The sequence below is a fragment of the uncultured Pseudophaeobacter sp. genome, from assembly GCA_905479575.1.
Taxonomy (GTDB): Bacteria; Pseudomonadota; Alphaproteobacteria; order Rhodobacterales; family Rhodobacteraceae; genus Pseudophaeobacter.
Map to the genome: position 1 here is coordinate 48,213 of CAJQNB010000069.1, position 17,875 is coordinate 66,087.

Sequence of the window (17,875 nt, forward strand, 5' to 3'; positions counted from 1 at the left end):
TCCATGCGTGATTTGTCGCGTCCTGCCGGCGGTTTGCTGAGCTACTTTACCCGCCACCGCACGGCGGCAAACCTGTTGTTGCTGGTGCTCTTGCTGCTTGGCACTGCGGCAATCCCAAAGATGCGGGCGCAGTTCTTTCCGGATGTGATTATCGAAAGCGTCACGGTCGGCGTCACCTGGGAGGGTGCCGGGCCGGAAGATGTGGACGGCGCCATCGTGCAGGTGCTGGAGCCGGTGTTGCTGGCGGTGGACGGGGTGGAGGAAAGCGCCGCCTCCTCGCGCGAAGGCGTCGCCTCGATCGTGCTGGATTTTGAGCCGGGCTGGGACATGGCGCTGGCGGCGGATGATGTGCAATCGGCGGTGGATGCCATTACCACCCTGCCGGAAGAGGCAGATGACCCGACGGTGCGGCGCGGCGCCTGGCGTGACCGGGTGACGGATGTGGTGATCTCGGGGCCGCTGGCGCCGGATCAGCTGGGGCTGTTCGCCGATGAATTGATTATACGCCTGTTTGCAGTCGGGGTCACCCGCACCACCATTCGCGGCCTTGCTGCACCACAGACCCTGGTCGAGGTGCCCTCCTACAGTTTGATCACCCATGATATCGCGATGAGCGATATCGCCAGTGCCATCGCCGCCGAGGTCGATGCCGATCCTGCGGGGGATGTGACCGGGGCCAATACCCGGGTGCGTACCGGGCGGGAAAAGCGCAGCCCGGAAGAGATCGAAGGGATCGTGTTGCGGACAGAGCCAGATGGTTCGGTTTTGACCATTGGCGATCTGGCGCATGTCAGCCGCGAAGGGGTGGACCGCAACCGTTCCTATTTTGTCGGCGACAACCCGGCCATGTCGATCCGGGTGGATCGCTCGGATATGGGCAATGCCATTGCCATTCAGGCTGAGGTGCAAAAGGTGGTCGATGCGCTGCAAACCACCCTGCCGCAGGGCGTCAGTGCCGAGCTGATCCGCACCCGTGCCGCTGCCATCTCTGACCGGCTGGATATTCTGATCGACAATGGGCTGATGGGGCTGGGGCTGGTCATGGCGCTGCTGTTCCTGTTCCTCAATACCCGCATTGCCTTTTGGGTGGCGGCGGGTATTCCGGCGGCAATGTTTGCCGCCGTGGCACTGATGTATGCCGCCGGGATCACCATCAATATGATCAGCCTGTTTGGCCTGATCATTACCCTGGGGATCGTGGTGGATGATGCCATCGTGGTGGGGGAGCACGCCGATTTCCGGGTGCGCCGCCTGAATGAAACCCCGATGCAGGCCGCCGAGAACGCCGCGCGCCGCATGGCGATGCCGGTCTTTGCCGCCACCCTGACCACCATCATCGCCTTCTTTGGGCTGACCGCCATTGGCGGGCGCTTTGGTGATCTGATCCGTGATATTCCCTTTACGGTAATTGCAGTGCTGGCGGCCTCGTTGCTGGAGTGCTTTTTGATCCTGCCGCACCATATGGCCCATGCGCTGACCCATGCACAAAAGGACCATTGGTATGATTGGCCCAATCGCATGGTCAATCGCGGCTTTCGCTGGATGCGTGACACCCTGTTTCGCCCCATTATGGCCCTAGTGGTGCAGGCGCGTTACGTGGTTTTGGCGGGGGCCTTGACCATTCTGGCCAGCCAGATGGCGCTGTTTATTGGTGGCGATGTCAATTGGCGGTTCTTCAATGCGCCGGAGCGCGGCTCTGTCACTGGCAATTTTGCCATGGCCGAAGGCGCCACCCGCGCCGACACCCTGGCGATGATGGCGGAGATGCAACGGGCCACCGCCGCTACGGGGGCCTCTTTTGCGGAGCGCTATGATGACACCAATCCGGTGGATTTTGTCATCGCCGAGGTCGGCGGCAATGCCGGGCGCGGCATGTCCGGGGTGGATGCCAAGGACACGGACCTGTTGGGCGGGATCTCGATCGAGCTGATCGACGCGGATCTGCGGCCTGACTATTCCAGCTTTGCCTTTGTGGCCGAACTGCAGGAAGAGGTGCAAAACCACCCGCTGGTCGAGGCCGTCAGCTTTCGCAGCTGGCGCTCTGGTCCCGGTGGTGATGCGCTGGATGTGCAGTTTTATGGCGCTGATGTTCAGGTGCTCAAGGCGGCCTCTGAAGATCTAAAAACCGCGCTGCTACGCTACCCTGAGGTTTCGGCGGTGGAAGACAATCTTGCCTATGACAAAGAGGAAGTGGTGCTGGAGCTGACGCCCCAGGGGCAGGCGCTGAACTTTACCATCGACACCCTGGGGCGGGCCTTGCGGGCCCGGTTGAACGGGATCGAAGCCGCGACCTACCCGGATGGGCCACGCAGCGCTGAGATCCGGGTCGAGCTGCCCCGCGATGAGCTGTCGGCGGATTTCCTGGAGCGCACCCTGATGCGCAGCCCCGGCGGCATCTATGTGCCGCTCTCGGATATTGTTTCGGTGAGCCAGCGCACGGGGTTTTCCACCGTGCGGCGCGAAAACGGCATTCGCCTGATCAGCGTCACCGGTGATATCTCAGAGGATGACCCAACCCGTGCCGCCGATATCGGCAAGGCGCTGGAGGAGGAAATCCTGCCCGATATCGCCAGCCGCCGTCAGGTGGAGTGGCGGCTTAGCGGGTTGAGCGAACAGGAAGACAACTTTCTCAACGATGCCCGCACCGGGCTGATCCTCTGTCTTGCCGGGATTTATCTGGTGCTGGCCTGGATCTTTGCCAGCTGGACCCGGCCCCTGGTGGTGATGGCGATCATTCCCTTTGGCTTGGTGGGCACCATCTGGGGCCACTATCTGTGGGGCATACCGCTGAGCATGTTCACCGTGGTTGGTCTGTTGGGGATGACAGGGATTATCATCAATGATTCCATCGTGCTGGTGACCACCATCGACGAATATGCCGAAACCCGCGGGTTGGTGCCTTCGATCATTGACGGGGCGGCGGACCGGCTGCGGCCGGTGATGCTGACAACCCTGACCACGGTACTGGGGCTGGCGCCTTTGATGTATGAAAGCTCGCAGCAGGCGCAGTTCCTCAAGCCAACGGTGATCACCCTGGTCTATGGCTTGGGCTTTGGCATGTTTCTGGTGCTTTTGGTGGTGCCGGCTCTGGTGGCAATCCAACGGGATATGGCGCGGCCTGTGACGGCCCTGCGCCGGGCCCTGCGTGGCGGGACAAACCCGCTGCGCTGGCTGGTTCTGGGCACCGGAGTGGCGCAGTTGGGCTGGCTGGGAGTAAGCCTGGGCTGGGCGATGGCAACCGGAGCGCTGCACCCGGCCTTGCGCACGGTGCTGCCCGGTCTGGCCGGGTTTGAGCCACTGCGCGCCGGGCTGTTTCTGGCGCTGGGCGGGATCGCTGCGCTGTCCCTGCTGGCCTATCTGATTTCGGCGCTGGTCTTTGGCCTGCGGCGGCACCGGACAGCCTAAACTGGGCAGCCTAAGCCCGTTTCAGGCTGGTTTTACTATGCCTGTTTTTGGCGGGCCAGGCGGGCCACGTCTGCGACCTGATCAATCAGCTCCAATCCCCGCTCTTCGATTTCATCGACGGGGATCCAGCTGGCCTGCAGCGCATCATCATCAGGCACAGGGGTGCCGCTTTCATAAGCGCAGAGAACCGCCGTCAGCAGATATTGCTTTTGCACCGCACCCACAGAATCACGCAGCAAGACGTCGATATTGGTCAGATATTCCAGGGGGCGGGCCACGACGCCGGTTTCCTCAAACAGCTCGCGGATGGCTGCCTGCATGGCGGTTTCGCCCAGCTCCACATGACCACCGGGAAAGCCCCACCAGCCGGCATTGGGCTCGGTCTTGCGCTGGATCAGGATGACCTGTCCCAGGTGGTAGACCACGGCAATTGCCCCGAGAACGGGGCGCTGGGGCTGGATCATCGACATTCTGGCACCATTTCGCAGTTACCCGGACGCTACCCGGCGGTTACCCAGCTGTGCAGCCAGAGATATCCACCGCATGTTTTTGCCCCAGCACCGTGATCCGCAATTGTGAGCGATCCACCGCAGCCAGGCTGCCCGCGCGGGTGGGAAGCAGCTCGGATGTGGCCACCAGAGTACCACCGCTGCGCCGGGTGGTGGTGGCGCCAGCAAACAGATGCGGCGAGCCAGCCTCGATCACCGCGACCTCGGTGCCACCAGCGCTGGGCATGGTGATCCGGGCTTCGACTTCGATACCGTATTTGGTTGGCGTCAAGCGGCAGGTGCTGGCGGAGACCCTGGCTTCGCGGGCGGAAAAGGGGCGGGCGGCAATGGCGGCGACGATGGCCGGGTTGCGCGGCGCTGCTGAATCTAGCTGATGGTCGAAAGACAGTTCCGATGGCACACAGATATCTTTGCAGATGCCCAGCTCCATCCGTCCTTTGAGCCGCACCGGGCGGCCGGGCCTTTCGGGGGTGATCTCTATCGGCAGCACCAGCTGATGGTGATAGCCGATGGTCTGATAACCAGAAGTCAAGAACACCTCGGGTGTGGGCCAGGTTATCGACATTTCGCCGACATTGCGGGAGCCGCGCCAGGTAAAACTGGGGGGAATACCTGCCTCGCCGGGGGCGCGCCAATAGGTCTTCCAGCCGTCGCGAAGGGTCAGGCGCAGGGCGCCGATATATGTCCCATCTGGTGAGACACCGCCGTCAAGGATTTCCACTTGCACCAGCTCATCCATGCTGGTGGGCAGGGCGCTTTGCGCATTGGCCGCAAACGGGGTGAGCGCCGAAGCAAACACTGCAACTGCGGCACCCATCAGGCTGCGCAGGCTGACCGCCGGTTTTGAGGCGGCGGATCTGGGATCGGTTTGTGGGCCGAGGGGAGGAAGATATTCATGCATGGAAATATAAATGGCCTCTTGCGAGGCAATTGCCAAGTCACGATCTGGTCAAATGCTTGACTGCGCTGTTGTGACCGGATCGCCCGGAGGCTCTTGCACCTTCGGAAGCTGGGCGGCATGCTGCAGAAGACGCTGTAACAGCCAAGGGAAAGGGCAGGATATGGATCTCACCGGGAAGTTATTGATCGCGATGCCGGGCATTGGCGATCCTCGGTTTGAGCATTCGGTTATTTTTCTGTGTTCGCACAGCGAAGACGGGGCCATGGGGCTGATCATCAACAAGGTTGCGCCGGAGGTGCAGCTGGGAAATCTGCTTGAGCAGCTGGAGATCCCGGTGATTGCGGCAGGCAAGGGCGAAGAGGCCATCCGCTTTGGCGGGCCGGTGGAGGTGCAGCGCGGGTTTGTGCTGCATTCACCGGAGTATGAATCCAGTATCAATTCCCTGACGGTGCCGCCGGGCTATGGCATGACTGCAACCCTGGATGTTCTTGAGGATATTGCCCAGGGTAATGGGCCTGAGAAGCTGTTGATCATGCTGGGCTATGCCGGCTGGGGGCCGGGGCAGCTGGAGGCAGAGATCATTGCCAATGGCTGGCTCACCACCGAGAGCACGGATGCGCTGATTTTTGAGACCGCGGATGTGGATAAATGGGAGGCGGCGCTTGGCTCCCTGGGGATTGATCCGCTGTCGCTTTCGGCCAGTGCCGGGAGCGCCTGAACTGGAGCGGTTCTAGGGGTGCGTCTAGTTACCTGAAGCTGGCGAGGGTTCATCGCGCGGCGCTGCTGCGCGGCGCAACCGGTCATTGATGGCAGCGCCAAGGCCGGTCTCGGGGATGGGGGCCACGGCAATGGGCTGCCCCTGCGCATCCAGATGATGCAGATGGCCAAAGAGATTGGCGGCGGCCTCAACCAGATCGCCGCGCGTGGACAGGGAGAGGTCGCAGGCGCGGGCGCCGCTGTAGCGGCCAAATCCCAGGTAGCATTCGCCCGCGCGCGCAGAGGTCGCATTGAGCCGCACCCGCTCTTGTGGCGCGTAGTGGGACAGGAGCTGGCCGGGCGCTGTCAGGGGGTCGTGGAGGTCGCGTGTGGCCAGGGGCTGGCCCAGTACTGCTTCGATTTCCTCGGCTGCCAGACCGCCGGGGCGCAGCAGCACGGGGGCCTCCCCTGCAAGGCCAACAATGGTGGATTCGACACCAACACCGCAGGCCCCATCTGCAACCACAGCGGCGATACGACCGGCAAGGCCCGCCATGACATGCTGCGCCGTTGTGGGGCTGATCTGCCCCGAAGGGTTGGCCGAGGGAGCCGCTACGGGACCGTCGAGCGCGGCCAGCAGCTTTTGCGCCGTGGGATGGGCTGGCACCCGCACCGCCAGGGTGTCGAGCCCGGCCGTGACCAGCTCGGAGATGCCATGTCCGGGTGCCAGCGGCAGCACCAGCGTTAGCGGTCCGGGCCAGAAGGCGCGGGCCAGGGTCTCGGCCCAAGGATTCCATATAACGTGGCGTTTTGCAGCCTCAACCGAGGCCACATGGGCGATCAGCGGGTTGAAGCTGGGACGCCCCTTGGCGGCATAGATCGCCGCCACCGCATCGCCGCGCCGGGCATCGGCGCCCAGGCCATAGACCGTCTCGGTTGGGAAAGAGACCAGATCGCCCTGCCGCAGCAGCTGCGCTGCGCGACTGATCCCGCTGGCGGAGGCATCCAGCATTTGCGTTGCTTTTTGGTCGGTTTCTTGAGGCATTTTGGGTGACGCGGCGTTTTGGTTGATTGCAAGGGGGCGAAGGTTAGGTAATCGATCAGCTAAACTGATAGACAGCGCAACAGACATACCGGGCGGTTTGGGCAATGCCAAGCCTGCGCCCGCGATTATCCCCAAGGCCGACAAGAGGATGCCTATGACCTTCCGTGCCCCCGTTTCCGAGTATGAGTTTCTCCTGAACACCGTGATTGGCTTTGAGCAGATCGCCCAGACGGACCGATTCAGCGAGGCAAGCCGTGAACTGGTGACTGCGATCCTGACCGAAGCGGGCAAGCTGTGTGATGAGGTCATGGCGCCGCTGCAACGGGCGGGCGATGTGCAGCCTGCGGCGCTGGAAAACGGCGTGGTGCGGACCTCGCCCGGCTTTGGCAAGGGGTTCACGGCCATTGCCGAAGGCGGCTGGATTGGCATGAGCGCCGCGCCTGAGCAGGGCGGCATGGGGCTGCCGATGACCCTGACGGCGGCAGTGAATGAGATGATGTCGGGGGCCTGCCTGTCTTTGCAGCTGGCACCCCTGATGAGCCAGGGCCAGATCGAGGCGCTGGAGCATCACGCCAGTGACGCCCTGAAACAGATGTACCTGCCGAAACTGATCTCGGGGGAATGGACCGGCACCATGAACCTGACGGAACCGCAGGCGGGCTCTGACGTGGGGGCGCTCAGCTCTCGGGCCGAAGCCAATGGCGATGGATCCTATGCGGTGACCGGCCAGAAGATCTATATCTCCTGGGGCGACAATGATTTTGCCGAGAATGTCTGCCATCTGGTGCTGGCGCGATTGCCCGACGGGGTGCCTGGCACCAAGGGGATCTCGCTGTTTCTGGTGCCCAAGTTCCTGCCCAACGAGGATGGCACCCTGGGTGCTGCCAACACATTGGGTGTGGTCAGCCTGGAGCATAAGATGGGCCTGCATGGCAGCCCGACCTGCGTGATGCAGTTTGATGGCGCCAAGGGCTGGCTGGTTGGCCCCGAACATGGGGGTATGGCTGCGATGTTCACCATGATGAACAATGCCCGCCTGGGCGTCGGCGGCCAGGGCGTTGGCGTTAGCGAAGCGGCCTATCAGCAGGCGATGTCCTATGCGTTGGAGCGCAAACAGGGTAAGACGCCCTCGGGCTTTATCGCGGATCACGCCGATGTGCGCCGGATGCTGATGGAGATGAAAGCCGATACCTACGCTGCGCGGGCGATCCTGCTGGCCTGTGCTCATGCCACCGATATGCAGACCGCAACCGGGGCTGCGGATTGGAAGGCGCGGGCTGCCTTTCTGACTCCAATCGCCAAGGCCTTTGGCACCGAGACCGGCATTCGGGTGGCCGATCTGGGCATTCAGGTGCATGGGGGCATGGGCTTTATCGAGGAAAGCGGCGCGGCTCAGTTCCTGCGAGATGTGCGGGTGACCTCGATCTATGAGGGCACCAATGGCATCCAGGCGATGGATCTGGTGGCGCGCAAGATGATGGATGGCGGCGATATGGCCCATCGCATCATTGACGAGATCGAAGCCCAGGCCGAGGGCGCCCGGGCCACCCATCCCAATATGGGAGAGGCGGTCTGGCAGGCCTGCGAATCCCTGCGTGAAACCACTGAATGGCTGGTAGAGCAGGACGACCTGCAGGATCGCTTTGCCGGGGCGGTGCCCTATCTGCGCGCCTTTGCCCGGGTTCTGGGGGGGCATTACCACCTGTCTGCGGCCATTGCCGACAAGGGTGGCCCGCGCGAAAAACTGGCGCGGTTCTACATCAAACGCATGCTGCCGGAACATTCGGGTCTGCTGACCCATGTGCAGGAAGGTGCCGCCGGCACCATGGCGCTCACTCTTGAAGAATTGGCAGGCTGATCATGGCAAGTGTCCCCGAAGTAGGCCCCCGCACCCCCTGGACCGAACCGCCCGCGCTGGGCGAGGCGATTGAGGTCGCCGAAGGGGTTCTGTGGATGCGCCAGCCGCTGCCGATGAAGCTGGATCACGTCAACATCTATGCCCTGGACGAGGGCGACAGCTGGACGGTGGTGGACACCGGCTTTAACACCCGCAAAAGCCGCGAAATCTGGCAAAGCCTGATGGCAGGCCCCTTGAAGGGCAAGCCGATCAGCCGGATTGTCGGCACCCATCATCACCCCGATCACATCGGTCTGGCGGGCTGGTTTCAGTCCGAATATGGCGCCGAGCTGGTCACCAGCCGCACTGCCTGGCTGTTTGCCCGCATGCTGACGCTGGATGTGCAGGAAACCTGGCCCGCCGAAACCCTGGCCTATTACCGCTCTGCCGGGATGGACGGGGAGATTTATGACAAACGCATTGCCGACCGGCCCTTCAATTTCTCCGATATGGTCTACCCGATGCCGCTGGGCTTTACCCGGGTGCAACAGGGCGATGTCTTTCGCATGGGCGGGCGTGACTGGGATGTGCATATGGGCAATGGCCACGCGCCCGAACACGCCACCTTCTGGAGTCGCGATGACAATCTTGTGATCACTGGCGACCAGATCCTGGCCTCGATCAGCCCCAATATCGGGGTCTATGCCACCGAACCCATGGCCGATCCCCTGGGCGAATGGCTGGAGGCCTGCGAGCGGCTGGCACCGCTGTCGCGCCCGGATCATCTGGCGCTGGGGGGCCATAAGCTGCCCTTTACCCGGTTGCCGCTGCGCATGCGGCAGCTGATCGACAATCACCACGGCGCGCTTGACCGGCTGATGAACCATCTTGAAACGCCAAAGACCGCAGCCGATTGTTTTGCGCCGCTGTTCAAGCGTAAGATTGGCGAGGGTGAATATGGGCTTGCACTGGTAGAGGCGGTGGCCCATGTCAATCATCTGTACCGCACAGGTCGCGTCAGTCGCGTCAAAAGCGACAACGACGCCTGGATGTACCAGAGCATAGATTAGGCGCCGGGTGTTCCCCGGCAGAAGAGTGGCAGGGGAGTGAAGGCCATGGACAACAAGATTTCAACCAGCGCCGAGGCCGTCGAGGCCGCGGCATTGCCCTGCGTCCATGAGGTGCATGCGGACCCAGAGGCCAAAAATGGTCTCACCGAAGTGCCAGAACAGCTGCAAAAAACCGATGGTGCCAAGAGCCAGGCGCGCTGGGCCTATGAGCGGCTGATCCTATATATCCAGAACTTTGAGAAGCAGTTGGACAGCGAGCATGAGGTGGCCATGGGCTTTGTCGGCGGTGACGCCGGGGTGCTGCGGATCGAGGGCATGGGGTATTATGACCCTGACATCGTGACATTCTATGGCACCGATGGCGCAGGCGCCAAAACCCAACTGGTGCAGCATGTGAGCCAGATGAACGTGATGCTGCGCGCCCTGCCCAAACCCCGCGAGGAAGTCCCGGCCAATCGTATCGGATTTCGTCTGGCCAGCGACCTGGAGACCTAGGGGCGGCGATTCGGCGGTGCGCCTTGTCCGGGGGCTGCAGCGGGCAGAACAGCTGCGGATTGGGGCAAGGACGCGACGGATTGGTCGCAGGTTGGGGTTTTTGCCCCCCTGTGCGGCAATGACGTGGTGACAGGCAATTTGAAATCCAGTATCCAGCAAAAAAACATACGCGAATAGAAAGATCCATCATGGCTGAACACAAACACGGTACCATGGACTCTAAAGTTCAAGAAGAAACCTATGCAGGCTTCATCACCTTCACCACGCGTTTCACCATCTTCCTGGTGTTTCTGGCGTTGTTTCTCGCCGTATTTGCAACCTGATCCTTGCACATGACATCTGGTAAAGCGGTTGCGCGCCGGGCGCCTGGTCGTATTGGCCTGGCGATGGCTCTTTTGGCGGGCAGTATTGTGCTGGCGGGCTGTGAGGCCCAGAAAAAGCCCAATGCGGATGCGGCGACACTTGCAGCAGCATCCTATACCCACAGCGGGCCACCTGCGCTGACCTTGTTTACCATGGTCAACAACCGGACCGGCTCCGGTGGTCATACCTCCCTGATGATCAATGCCTCTGAGCGGGTGATCTTTGACCCTGCCGGATCCTTTTATGCAGATGTGGTGCCGGAACGGAATGACGTGCTGTTTGGCATCACTCCGCCTGTTGTGCTGGCCTATCGCGGTGCCCATGCCCGCAGCACCCACCATGTGGTGGTGCAGCGTCTTGAGGTCACGCCTGCGCAGGCGCAGCTGGCCTATGAGCTGGCGATCTCAAATGGTCGGGTGCCGGGGGCCTATTGCGCCAATTCCACCTCCTCCATCCTGCGCCAGATCCCTGGGCTGCAAGGTTTGAAAACCACATTCTACCCGGTGAAGCTGTCCGAGCAGTTCGGCGCGCTTCCCGGTGTTGTCACCAGCAAATACTATGAGGATGACGACGCGGATCTGCAAAAGGCCCTAGCTGAGGGCAATGTTGTCCTGAACTACGAGACCACGCAGAGCGAGTAATCCGTGCGGCGGACCAAGTAAAGATCAGAGCGGCTGAGCGGGGAAAAACCTGCTCAGCCGTTTTTTTTGAGCAGTTGAGGCGAGGGTCATTCTACGTTCGCCAAGATCGCCTCAATCATAGGTCTGGTGAATTCTGTCTCCGGAGAGTCCGTTTTGTCTTTCTTGCGATGATATTCACCAGCGTCAAAAGCTTCATAAATCTCATAGAACGGAGAGGGCACCATCCCGCCGTTGAGGTGTCCCACCAGAACAGACCAAAGATCGTTCATGATGGAACCGCAGCGGGTGTAGCAGAGTATACCGCGTTGGTATCTCCGGGCGACTTCCAAGCTGAGAGAGTTGTAAAACACCTCTTTTGAAAGATCTTCAGTCAGGGAGCGAACATGGTTTTCCGTGATCCTTTGACCAGGAGATTCAGAAGCCAGGGCGATCAAATCGTCAAGCTTATGATCCATGACTTTCCCTTTTGATCGACCGGGGTCTTGCAATTCTACCCAAGCAAAAACAGCAGCAAAAACCCACTGACACCGCTGAGCAGTGCCCAGAGCACATTGCGGGTGAAATAGCCCACCGCGAAGGTTAGGGCGGCGACAGCCAGATGCGGCAGGCTGGTCTCTCCGCCTGTCGGGGAGGGCCAGACAACCAGGGGCGTGACCAATGCCGGCAGAATGGCCACCGCCGTATAGCGCAGGTGCCGCATCAGCCAGGCAGGCATCGGGCGCCCGCCCATAAATCCGATAAAGGCAAACCGCAGGGCAAAGCTGCCGACCGCCATGCCGGTTATCACAATCCAAAGGCTGAGGCTGTCAAATCCGTTCATGATGAGGTCTCCTGGCTGGCGCTGCTGCTGGGGGTGCGGCGGGCGGCTTTGCGTTCAAGCCAGAGCTCAGTCTGGGCGCCGGCCATCATACCTGCCAGCCCGGCAACAATCAGCCCAAGGTTATGGGGCATCAAGGTTGCAGGCAGCGCAGCGACAATGGCGACAAAGCAGGCAACCATATGCGCAGGGGTGCGCAGCATTGGGCCGATCATTGCCAGAAAGGCCAGGGGTAGCACAAAATCCAACCCCCAGCTTGCCGGGATCTGCGCCCCCACCAAAGCGCCGACGACCGTGGCGATCATCCAGCTGGGGGCAATCACCGAGGTGGTGCCAAAGAAATAGGCCATGCGCTGCGGCGTGGTCATCTCTGGTTCGGTCTCAAATTTGACGATCGATAGGGCGTAGGATTGATCCACGGTCATATAGGCGGCACAGGCGCGCTGCCACATCGGCGCATCGCCAAGGTAGGGGGTCAGCGAGGCGGAATACATTCCCATCCGCAGATTCACCGCCAGGGCCGAGACCAGAACGATCAGCAGCGGCGTGTTCTCTTGCAGCAGTTGCAGGGCGGTGAACTGGGCGGCGCCCGCAAAAACCGCGAGCGAAAAGGCCAGGGCCTCAAGGACATTTAGTCCCGCTTCGGCAGCCAGAACTCCAAACAATAGGCCAAAAGGACTGGCCACAAGCAGAAAGGGCAGGCTGTCGCGCAGTCCTTTCCAAAACAGGGATTTCGTGGTGGTGATTGCCATGCGCCCGTCCTAAGTTCACTGACAACTTGGTAGGCAGCTTCAAAGGGCTCTGCAATTGGTAAAATCATCTGACCTCACGGAGATCTTATCCGAGTACCTGATTGCGCCCGATCCGGGGCGCCCAGGCCTGACCCGTGGCGTGACCGGCCATGACGAACACGGCGCTGCGGTGTCCCTGTCGGTGGTCGAGGAACGCCCGCTGACCATCTATCTGAATCGGCAGGAAATTGTCACCGCCATGACCATTGGCGACTACCCAGAGTATCTGGCGCTGGGCTTCCTGCGCAATCAGGGCATGCTGTCCCCGGGCGAGGATATCCTGCGCGTCGACTATGATGAAGAGCTGGAGGTGGTGGTGGTGCGCACCGCCCGCGAGACCAACTATGAGGAAAAATTGCAGAAAAAAACCCGCACCTCTGGCTGCGCGGTGGGCACCGTTTTTGGCGATATGATGGAGGGGCTGGAGGATGTGCAGCTGCCTGCCACACCGGTGAAAACCTCTTGGCTCTATGCCCTGGCGCATAAGATCAACCGCACCCCCTCGCTCTATCTTGAGGCCGGGGCAATCCATGGCACGGTGCTGTGTCACCAGGACCGTCCGCTGGTCTATATGGAGGATGTGGGGCGCCATAATGCGGTGGACAAGATCGCCGGCTGGATGCTGTCGGAAGGCGTCGATGCATCGGATAAGATCCTTTATACCACGGGCCGGATGACCTCCGAGATGGTGATCAAAACTGCGATGATGGGCATTCCGGTGCTGGCCTCGCGCTCGGGCTTTACCGCCTGGGGCGTCGAGATCGCCCAGCAGGTCGGCCTCACCCTGATTGGCCGCATGAAAGGCCAGCGGTTTGTCTGCCTGTCCGGCGACGGGCGACTAGAGCGCGACATGGACCCGCGCGATGCGCCGGTTGAGGCAAAGAAATATCGCAGGAAGGGTGCGGAGTGAACCGGTTGGAAATGTCTCTCCAGTTTTCTAGCCCGGCGCAGCCGGGCTGCGCCCAACCCGCCCCTCACGGGGTGGGCGCTTTGTACTCTCTTTTCTGTTGTCGCGTCCGTACGACGTCATAGGAGATCAATAAATGACCAAACCCCTCGGAGTAATCCTAGCCGGTGGTCTCGCCACCCGGATGGGCGGCGGCGACAAAGGCCTGTTGCAGATCGGTGGCCAAAGCCTGCTGGCGCGGGTCCGCGACCGGCTGGACTCACAGGTCTCAGGCTTGGCGCTGAACGCCAACGGCGATGCGGCGCGCTTTGCTGATCTGGGCCTGCCGGTGGTGGCTGACAGCATTGATGGCTTTGCCGGTCCCCTGGCCGGGGTGCTGGCCGGGCTCGACTGGGCCGCCGGGCAGGGGGCTGAGGCCATTGTCACCGCTGCTGCCGATACGCCGTTTTTCCCGACGGATCTGGTGGCGCGATTGGTGGCGGCTTCAGAGGGCCAGACACACCCGCTGGTGCTGGCGACAACGCCGCGCACCGGCGACGCGCTGAAATCGGGGGGCCGCAGCAAGGTCAATCGCCACCCGACCTTTGGCCTCTGGCCGGTGGCCCTGCGCGATGATCTACGGGCGGCGCTCAAGGATGGTCTGCGCAAGGTGGTGCTCTGGACCGACCAGCACGGAGGCCGCGAGGCGCTGTTTGACGCCACCCCCTTTGATCCCTTTTTCAACGTCAACACGCCTGCGGATCTCACCCGGGCTAAGGAGCTGATGCGATGAAACTCTACGGTATCACTGGCTGGAAGAACTGCGGCAAAACCGGGCTGATGGAGCGCCTGGTGACCGAGTTTACTGAGCGCGGCCTGACGGTCTCGACCATCAAACATGCCCATCACAGCACCGACGTGGACCAGCCGGGCACCGACAGCCACCGCCACCGTATGGCTGGTGCCGCCGAGGTGATCCTTGCCTCGACCCACCGCATTGCCATCATGCAAGAGCTGCGCGGCGCCGAAGAGCCATCGCTGGCCGCGCTGCTGGCACGGCTGACACCGGTGGATCTGGTGCTGGTCGAGGGCTATAAGCGCGAACCCCACCCCAAGATCGAGGCCCACCGCGCCGCCGCCGGTCAGCCCCTGCTCGCGCCCATGGATGCCAGCGTTCGCGCCCTGGCCAGCGATGTGCCACTGGCCTGCGAACAGCCGGTTTTTGATCTGGATGACACCACAGCGATTGCGGATTTTATCGCCGCAGAGCTGTCGCTTTAGCTCCTCTTTTGTAAAGGCAGGACGCCGATGACCCTGACCCCCCCTCCGCTGCGCAACGATTGCTTTTCCCTGCCCGCAGGCGTCGATTGGACCCCGGTAGACGAGGCCCTGGCGCTGCTGCGAAAGCGGTTGCAGCGGGTCGTCAGCAGCGAAGAGCTGCCCCTGACCACAGCCACAGGCCGCATCCTGGCCGCTGATGTTATTGCCAACCGCTCAAACCCGGCGCTGCCCAATACGGCAGTGGATGGCTATGGTTTTGCCGGGCCAATTGCTGAGGGTACGCATGTGCTGCCCCTGATGCCGGGGCGCGCCGCCGCCGGGCTGGCCTATGAGGGCGCGGTGCCCGCAGGTCAGGCCATCCGCATCCTCACCGGGGCGGCGCTGCCCGATGGTGTCGATACCGTTATCTTGGAGGAGGACGTATCGCTGGGCGCAGCGGAGATCGCCTTCCATGGCCCGCTGAAACGCGGCGCCAATACCCGCAAGGCAGGCGAGGATGTGACCTCGGGGGTGGTGATCTTGCCAGCCGGACGGGTGCTGACGCCCGCAGATCTGGCGCTTGCCGCCGCTGCTGGTATTTCCCAGGTCCAGGTCTACCTGCCCCTGCGGGTGGGGGTTCTGTCAACCGGGGATGAGCTCTGCGAAGTTGGCGAGGTAGCCGCCGCGGGGCAGATCTATGATGCCAACCGGCCAATGCTGCTGGCGCTGTTGCGGCAGATTGGTTTCGTGCCGGTGGATCTTGGGCGCGTGGTGGATGATCGCGACGCTCTGCGTGCCCGGCTGGATACGGCTGCGGCGCAGGTGGATGTGATCCTCACCAGCGGGGGCGCATCGGCGGGGGACGAAGATCACGTCTCGGCGCTGTTGCGCGAAAGCGGCGCCCTGCAGGAATGGCGCATCGCGCTGAAACCCGGGCGCCCTTTGGCTCTGGCCATGTGGCAGGGCGTGCCGATCTTTGGCCTGCCCGGCAATCCGGTTGCGGCCCTGGTCTGCACGCTGATCTTTGCCCGCCCCGCCATGGGGCAAATGGCCGGCGCCAACTGGCACCAGCCACAGGGATTTGATCTGCCCGCCGCGTTTGCCAAACACAAAAAACCGGGCCGGCGCGAATATCTGCGCGCCCGGGTCCGGCAGGGTCAGGTCGAGGTGTTCAAATCTGAAGGCTCCGGGCGCATTTCCGGCCTCAGCTGGGCCGAAGGCCTGGTTGAACTGGCAGATGGCGGTGCGCAGATCCAACCGGGTGACCTGGTCCGCTACATTCCCTATAGCGCCTTTAACCTGTAAATCTGGCCCTCTGTGGGAGGTCCGACAGTGGGCGGGGCGGTAGCCCATTGGGCGCCCTGATGTGTGGTGTTGTATAGCGGCTGGCGTGTCGGCTTGGGCAGGGCCTAGATTTCATCTTGCTCCAAATACCTCCGCCGGAGGCAGTGGCCCGTCAGGGCCGCCAAATTTAAAGCAGTCAAATTCCGGGCCTCCAGACAGGGCACTGTCGGCCTGCTCAGAGCTCCCGGTTGGTCAAAGGCGGCGGCTAGTCAAAGGTTCCGGCAACCCGCCCCAGCAGCATAAAGGCGCGGGCAGTACGGGTGTCGCCCAGGGCGGTGATTTCCCCATCAGTGGCATCGGTTTCGAACTCGGCAAACATCCGGTCAAACCGGCGCAGGAAGTGATGTGCTGCATCGCGAAAAATGGGATCCTGCTTCATCCGGGCCGAGGTCAGCGCCAGCGAGGTGCGATCGCGCACCCCGCCCAAGGCGGCGACGGCGCGGCCACGGGTGCCCTGAGCAAATTGTCGCCAGATCTCGGGGCGGGCCATATCGGGGCGCAGGTCATCCATATAGATGCCATCCTGGCTCAGCAGGGTCAGCACATCCTGGGCCGCCTGCACGACCTGTGCTGCCTTACGATCCTTCAGCGCCGCCCGCAGGGCGGTAAAGCCATCTTCATCTTCTGCGGTCTCGGGGAAGTTCAGCGCCCGGATGAACTGCTCTGCGGGCAGGGGCGGCGCCATGTCTTCCGCAGAGGTGCCGAGCGCCAGACTGCCCTGATCCTCGGTGGCCAGCTTGCTGGCCTCTGCCGGAATGGCGGGTCGGGCAGGGCCATGGCGGCTGCTTTGAAAGGTGGCCAGGGCGGTTTCCGTCTTGCGGGCGGCCTCGGCGATTTCTTCCAGTTTCTGGCTCACGGTTGGCTCGCCCGCCGCCTCGGTTTGCTGCACATGGGTCAGGTAGCTGTGGCGCAGACTGTCGATGGCCGCCTGCAGGCGCTGGTTTTCGCTGCGCATGACCCGCGCCGCGCGCAGCGCCGAGGTGCCAACCCAGATCATCACCAGCGGCATCACAATGGCCAAGGCCGTCAGCACGGTCGGCGTCCAGTGCGCGATCCCCTGATCCGCCGGGGCCAGCAGATAGAGAGCCAGAATCACCAAAAGCCAGAGTGCCGACAGCAAAATCGCCACCACTTCGGCGCCGCCCATTCCGGCCTCGGGTTGGCCCGCTTTGGGGCCGCGCCCCGCAAGGGGAGAGAGGCGTTTGGAGGCATCCTGGGCAGTCATAGGCAGGCTCGCAATCCGAAGGGAGGTCTGGGTTTATACAGGCTTTACACAAGGCTAACGGTTTCAGGGCCAGAGGCAAGGAGAACCACACCGGACCCTCCTGCGCCAGTGCTGTGCCCTAGCCGTAGTGGATGCTCAGAATTTCGTAGCTGCGCACGCCGCCGGGGGTGCGGACCTCAACGCTGTCGCCTTCTTCTTTGCCGATAAGCGCGCGCGCAATGGGGGATTTGATATTCAGCAAGCCCGCCTCGACATTGGCTTCATGCTCGCCAACGATCTGCCAGGTTTTTTCTTCGTCGGTGTCTTCATCCACCAGGGTGACCTTGGCGCCAAACTTGATCGAGCCAGAGAGTTTGGCCGGGTCAATCACATCAGCAAGGCTCAGAATCCCCTCCAGCTCTTTGATGCGGCCCTCGATAAAGGACTGTTTTTCGCGCGCCGAGTGGTATTCGGCATTTTCCGACAGATCGCCCAGCTCGCGGGCTTCGGCGATGGCCTTAATAATCGTTGGGCGCTCCACCGATTTCAGGTTCTTGAGCTCAGCTTCGAGTGCGGTGTGACCCGCAGAAGTCATTGGGATCTTTTCCATA

Annotated in this window: 19 protein-coding genes; 11 read left to right on the plus strand and 8 right to left on the minus strand. The window is 62.2% G+C overall.

The window, feature by feature from the left end:
• The first annotated feature begins 3 nt into the window (after nt 1-3).
• Nucleotides 4-3,405, plus strand: coding sequence for an efflux RND transporter permease subunit (locus QZ268_RS16890; protein WP_295454891.1), 3,402 nt, complete (start codon nt 4-6; stop codon nt 3,403-3,405).
• A 35-nt stretch (nt 3,406-3,440) separates the two neighbouring features.
• On the opposite strand, the gene QZ268_RS16895 is transcribed toward QZ268_RS16890, so the two are convergent.
• On the minus strand, nt 3,441-3,875 hold the full coding sequence (locus QZ268_RS16895) for an NUDIX hydrolase (protein WP_295454893.1): 435 nt from the start codon (nt 3,873-3,875) through the stop codon (nt 3,441-3,443).
• A 40-nt stretch (nt 3,876-3,915) separates the two neighbouring features.
• A complete protein-coding gene (locus QZ268_RS16900) occupies nt 3,916-4,653 on the minus strand; it encodes a protein-disulfide reductase DsbD domain-containing protein (RefSeq protein WP_295454992.1) in 738 nt (245 codons plus the stop codon).
• 322 nt (nt 4,654-4,975) lie between these two features.
• Here QZ268_RS16900 and QZ268_RS16905 point away from each other — a divergent pair, with 322 nt between their 5' ends.
• Nucleotides 4,976-5,533 carry a YqgE/AlgH family protein gene (locus QZ268_RS16905; RefSeq protein WP_295454895.1) on the plus strand — a complete coding sequence of 186 codons (558 nt, stop codon included), beginning with the start codon at nt 4,976-4,978 and terminating at the stop codon, nt 5,531-5,533.
• A 24-nt stretch (nt 5,534-5,557) separates the two neighbouring features.
• Here QZ268_RS16905 and QZ268_RS16910 read toward each other — a convergent pair whose 3' ends face one another.
• Nucleotides 5,558-6,556, minus strand: coding sequence for an L-threonylcarbamoyladenylate synthase (locus QZ268_RS16910; RefSeq protein WP_295454897.1), 999 nt, complete (start codon nt 6,554-6,556; stop codon nt 5,558-5,560).
• Between the two features lie 154 nt (nt 6,557-6,710).
• Between QZ268_RS16910 and QZ268_RS16915 the strand changes: the two genes are divergently transcribed.
• The 5 genes from QZ268_RS16915 (at nt 6,711) to QZ268_RS16935 (ending at nt 10,962) form a co-directional block, all read left to right on the plus strand.
• Nucleotides 6,711-8,414 (plus strand): acyl-CoA dehydrogenase, encoded by a 1,704-nt coding sequence (locus tag QZ268_RS16915; protein ID WP_295454898.1) that lies wholly within the window; start codon nt 6,711-6,713, stop codon nt 8,412-8,414.
• A 2-nt stretch (nt 8,415-8,416) separates the two neighbouring features.
• Complete coding sequence (locus QZ268_RS16920; RefSeq protein WP_295454900.1) at nt 8,417-9,463, plus strand: MBL fold metallo-hydrolase; 1,047 nt, start codon at nt 8,417-8,419, stop codon at nt 9,461-9,463.
• Between the two features lie 45 nt (nt 9,464-9,508).
• The gene (locus tag QZ268_RS16925) at nt 9,509-9,958 is read left to right on the plus strand and encodes a DUF6173 family protein (RefSeq protein ID WP_295454901.1); all 450 of its coding nucleotides are present in this window, start codon (nt 9,509-9,511) and stop codon (nt 9,956-9,958) included.
• Nucleotides 9,959-10,146: 188 nt separating this feature from the next.
• Nucleotides 10,147-10,281, plus strand: a complete 135-nt coding sequence (locus tag QZ268_RS16930) for an aa3-type cytochrome c oxidase subunit IV (protein WP_295454903.1) — start codon at nt 10,147-10,149, stop codon at nt 10,279-10,281.
• 63 nt (nt 10,282-10,344) lie between these two features.
• The gene (locus QZ268_RS16935) at nt 10,345-10,962 is read left to right on the plus strand and encodes a hypothetical protein (protein ID WP_295454994.1); all 618 of its coding nucleotides are present in this window, start codon (nt 10,345-10,347) and stop codon (nt 10,960-10,962) included.
• 86 nt (nt 10,963-11,048) lie between these two features.
• On the opposite strand, the gene QZ268_RS16940 is transcribed toward QZ268_RS16935, so the two are convergent.
• The 3 genes from QZ268_RS16940 to QZ268_RS16950 are packed head-to-tail and all read right to left on the minus strand — an operon-like array spanning nt 11,049 to nt 12,531.
• Complete coding sequence (locus tag QZ268_RS16940; protein ID WP_295454905.1) at nt 11,049-11,417, minus strand: hypothetical protein; 369 nt, start codon at nt 11,415-11,417, stop codon at nt 11,049-11,051.
• Nucleotides 11,418-11,452: 35 nt separating this feature from the next.
• The gene (locus QZ268_RS16945; RefSeq protein ID WP_295454907.1) at nt 11,453-11,782 is read right to left on the minus strand and encodes an AzlD domain-containing protein; all 330 of its coding nucleotides are present in this window, start codon (nt 11,780-11,782) and stop codon (nt 11,453-11,455) included.
• Entirely contained in the window at nt 11,779-12,531 is a 753-nt protein-coding gene (locus QZ268_RS16950) for an AzlC family ABC transporter permease (RefSeq protein WP_295454908.1), read from the minus strand. The genes QZ268_RS16945 and QZ268_RS16950 overlap by 4 nt, the downstream gene beginning before the upstream one ends.
• Before the next feature lie 49 nt (nt 12,532-12,580).
• Here QZ268_RS16950 and QZ268_RS16955 point away from each other — a divergent pair, with 49 nt between their 5' ends.
• From QZ268_RS16955 to glp, 4 genes are all read left to right on the plus strand, one after another.
• Nucleotides 12,581-13,480, plus strand: coding sequence for a formate dehydrogenase accessory sulfurtransferase FdhD (locus QZ268_RS16955; RefSeq protein ID WP_295454996.1), 900 nt, complete (start codon nt 12,581-12,583; stop codon nt 13,478-13,480).
• A gap of 133 nt (nt 13,481-13,613) precedes the next feature.
• Nucleotides 13,614-14,249, plus strand: a complete 636-nt coding sequence (mobA, locus tag QZ268_RS16960; protein WP_295454910.1) for a molybdenum cofactor guanylyltransferase MobA — start codon at nt 13,614-13,616, stop codon at nt 14,247-14,249.
• On the plus strand, nt 14,246-14,737 hold the full coding sequence (mobB, locus tag QZ268_RS16965; RefSeq protein WP_295454911.1) for a molybdopterin-guanine dinucleotide biosynthesis protein B: 492 nt from the start codon (nt 14,246-14,248) through the stop codon (nt 14,735-14,737). The genes mobA and mobB overlap by 4 nt, the downstream gene beginning before the upstream one ends.
• A 27-nt stretch (nt 14,738-14,764) precedes the next feature.
• Complete coding sequence (gene glp, locus QZ268_RS16970) at nt 14,765-16,021, plus strand: gephyrin-like molybdotransferase Glp (RefSeq protein WP_295454912.1); 1,257 nt, start codon at nt 14,765-14,767, stop codon at nt 16,019-16,021.
• Between the two features lie 244 nt (nt 16,022-16,265).
• Here the strand turns inward: glp and QZ268_RS16975 are convergent, their stop codons facing one another.
• Together QZ268_RS16975 and greA are read right to left on the minus strand one after the other, a co-directional pair.
• Nucleotides 16,266-17,285 carry a hypothetical protein gene (locus QZ268_RS16975; RefSeq protein WP_295454914.1) on the minus strand — a complete coding sequence of 340 codons (1,020 nt, stop codon included), beginning with the start codon at nt 17,283-17,285 and terminating at the stop codon, nt 16,266-16,268.
• Between the two features lie 118 nt (nt 17,286-17,403).
• Nucleotides 17,404-17,874, minus strand: a complete 471-nt coding sequence (gene greA / locus QZ268_RS16980) for a transcription elongation factor GreA (protein ID WP_295454916.1) — start codon at nt 17,872-17,874, stop codon at nt 17,404-17,406.
• Nucleotide 17,875: the final 1 nt, after the last annotated feature.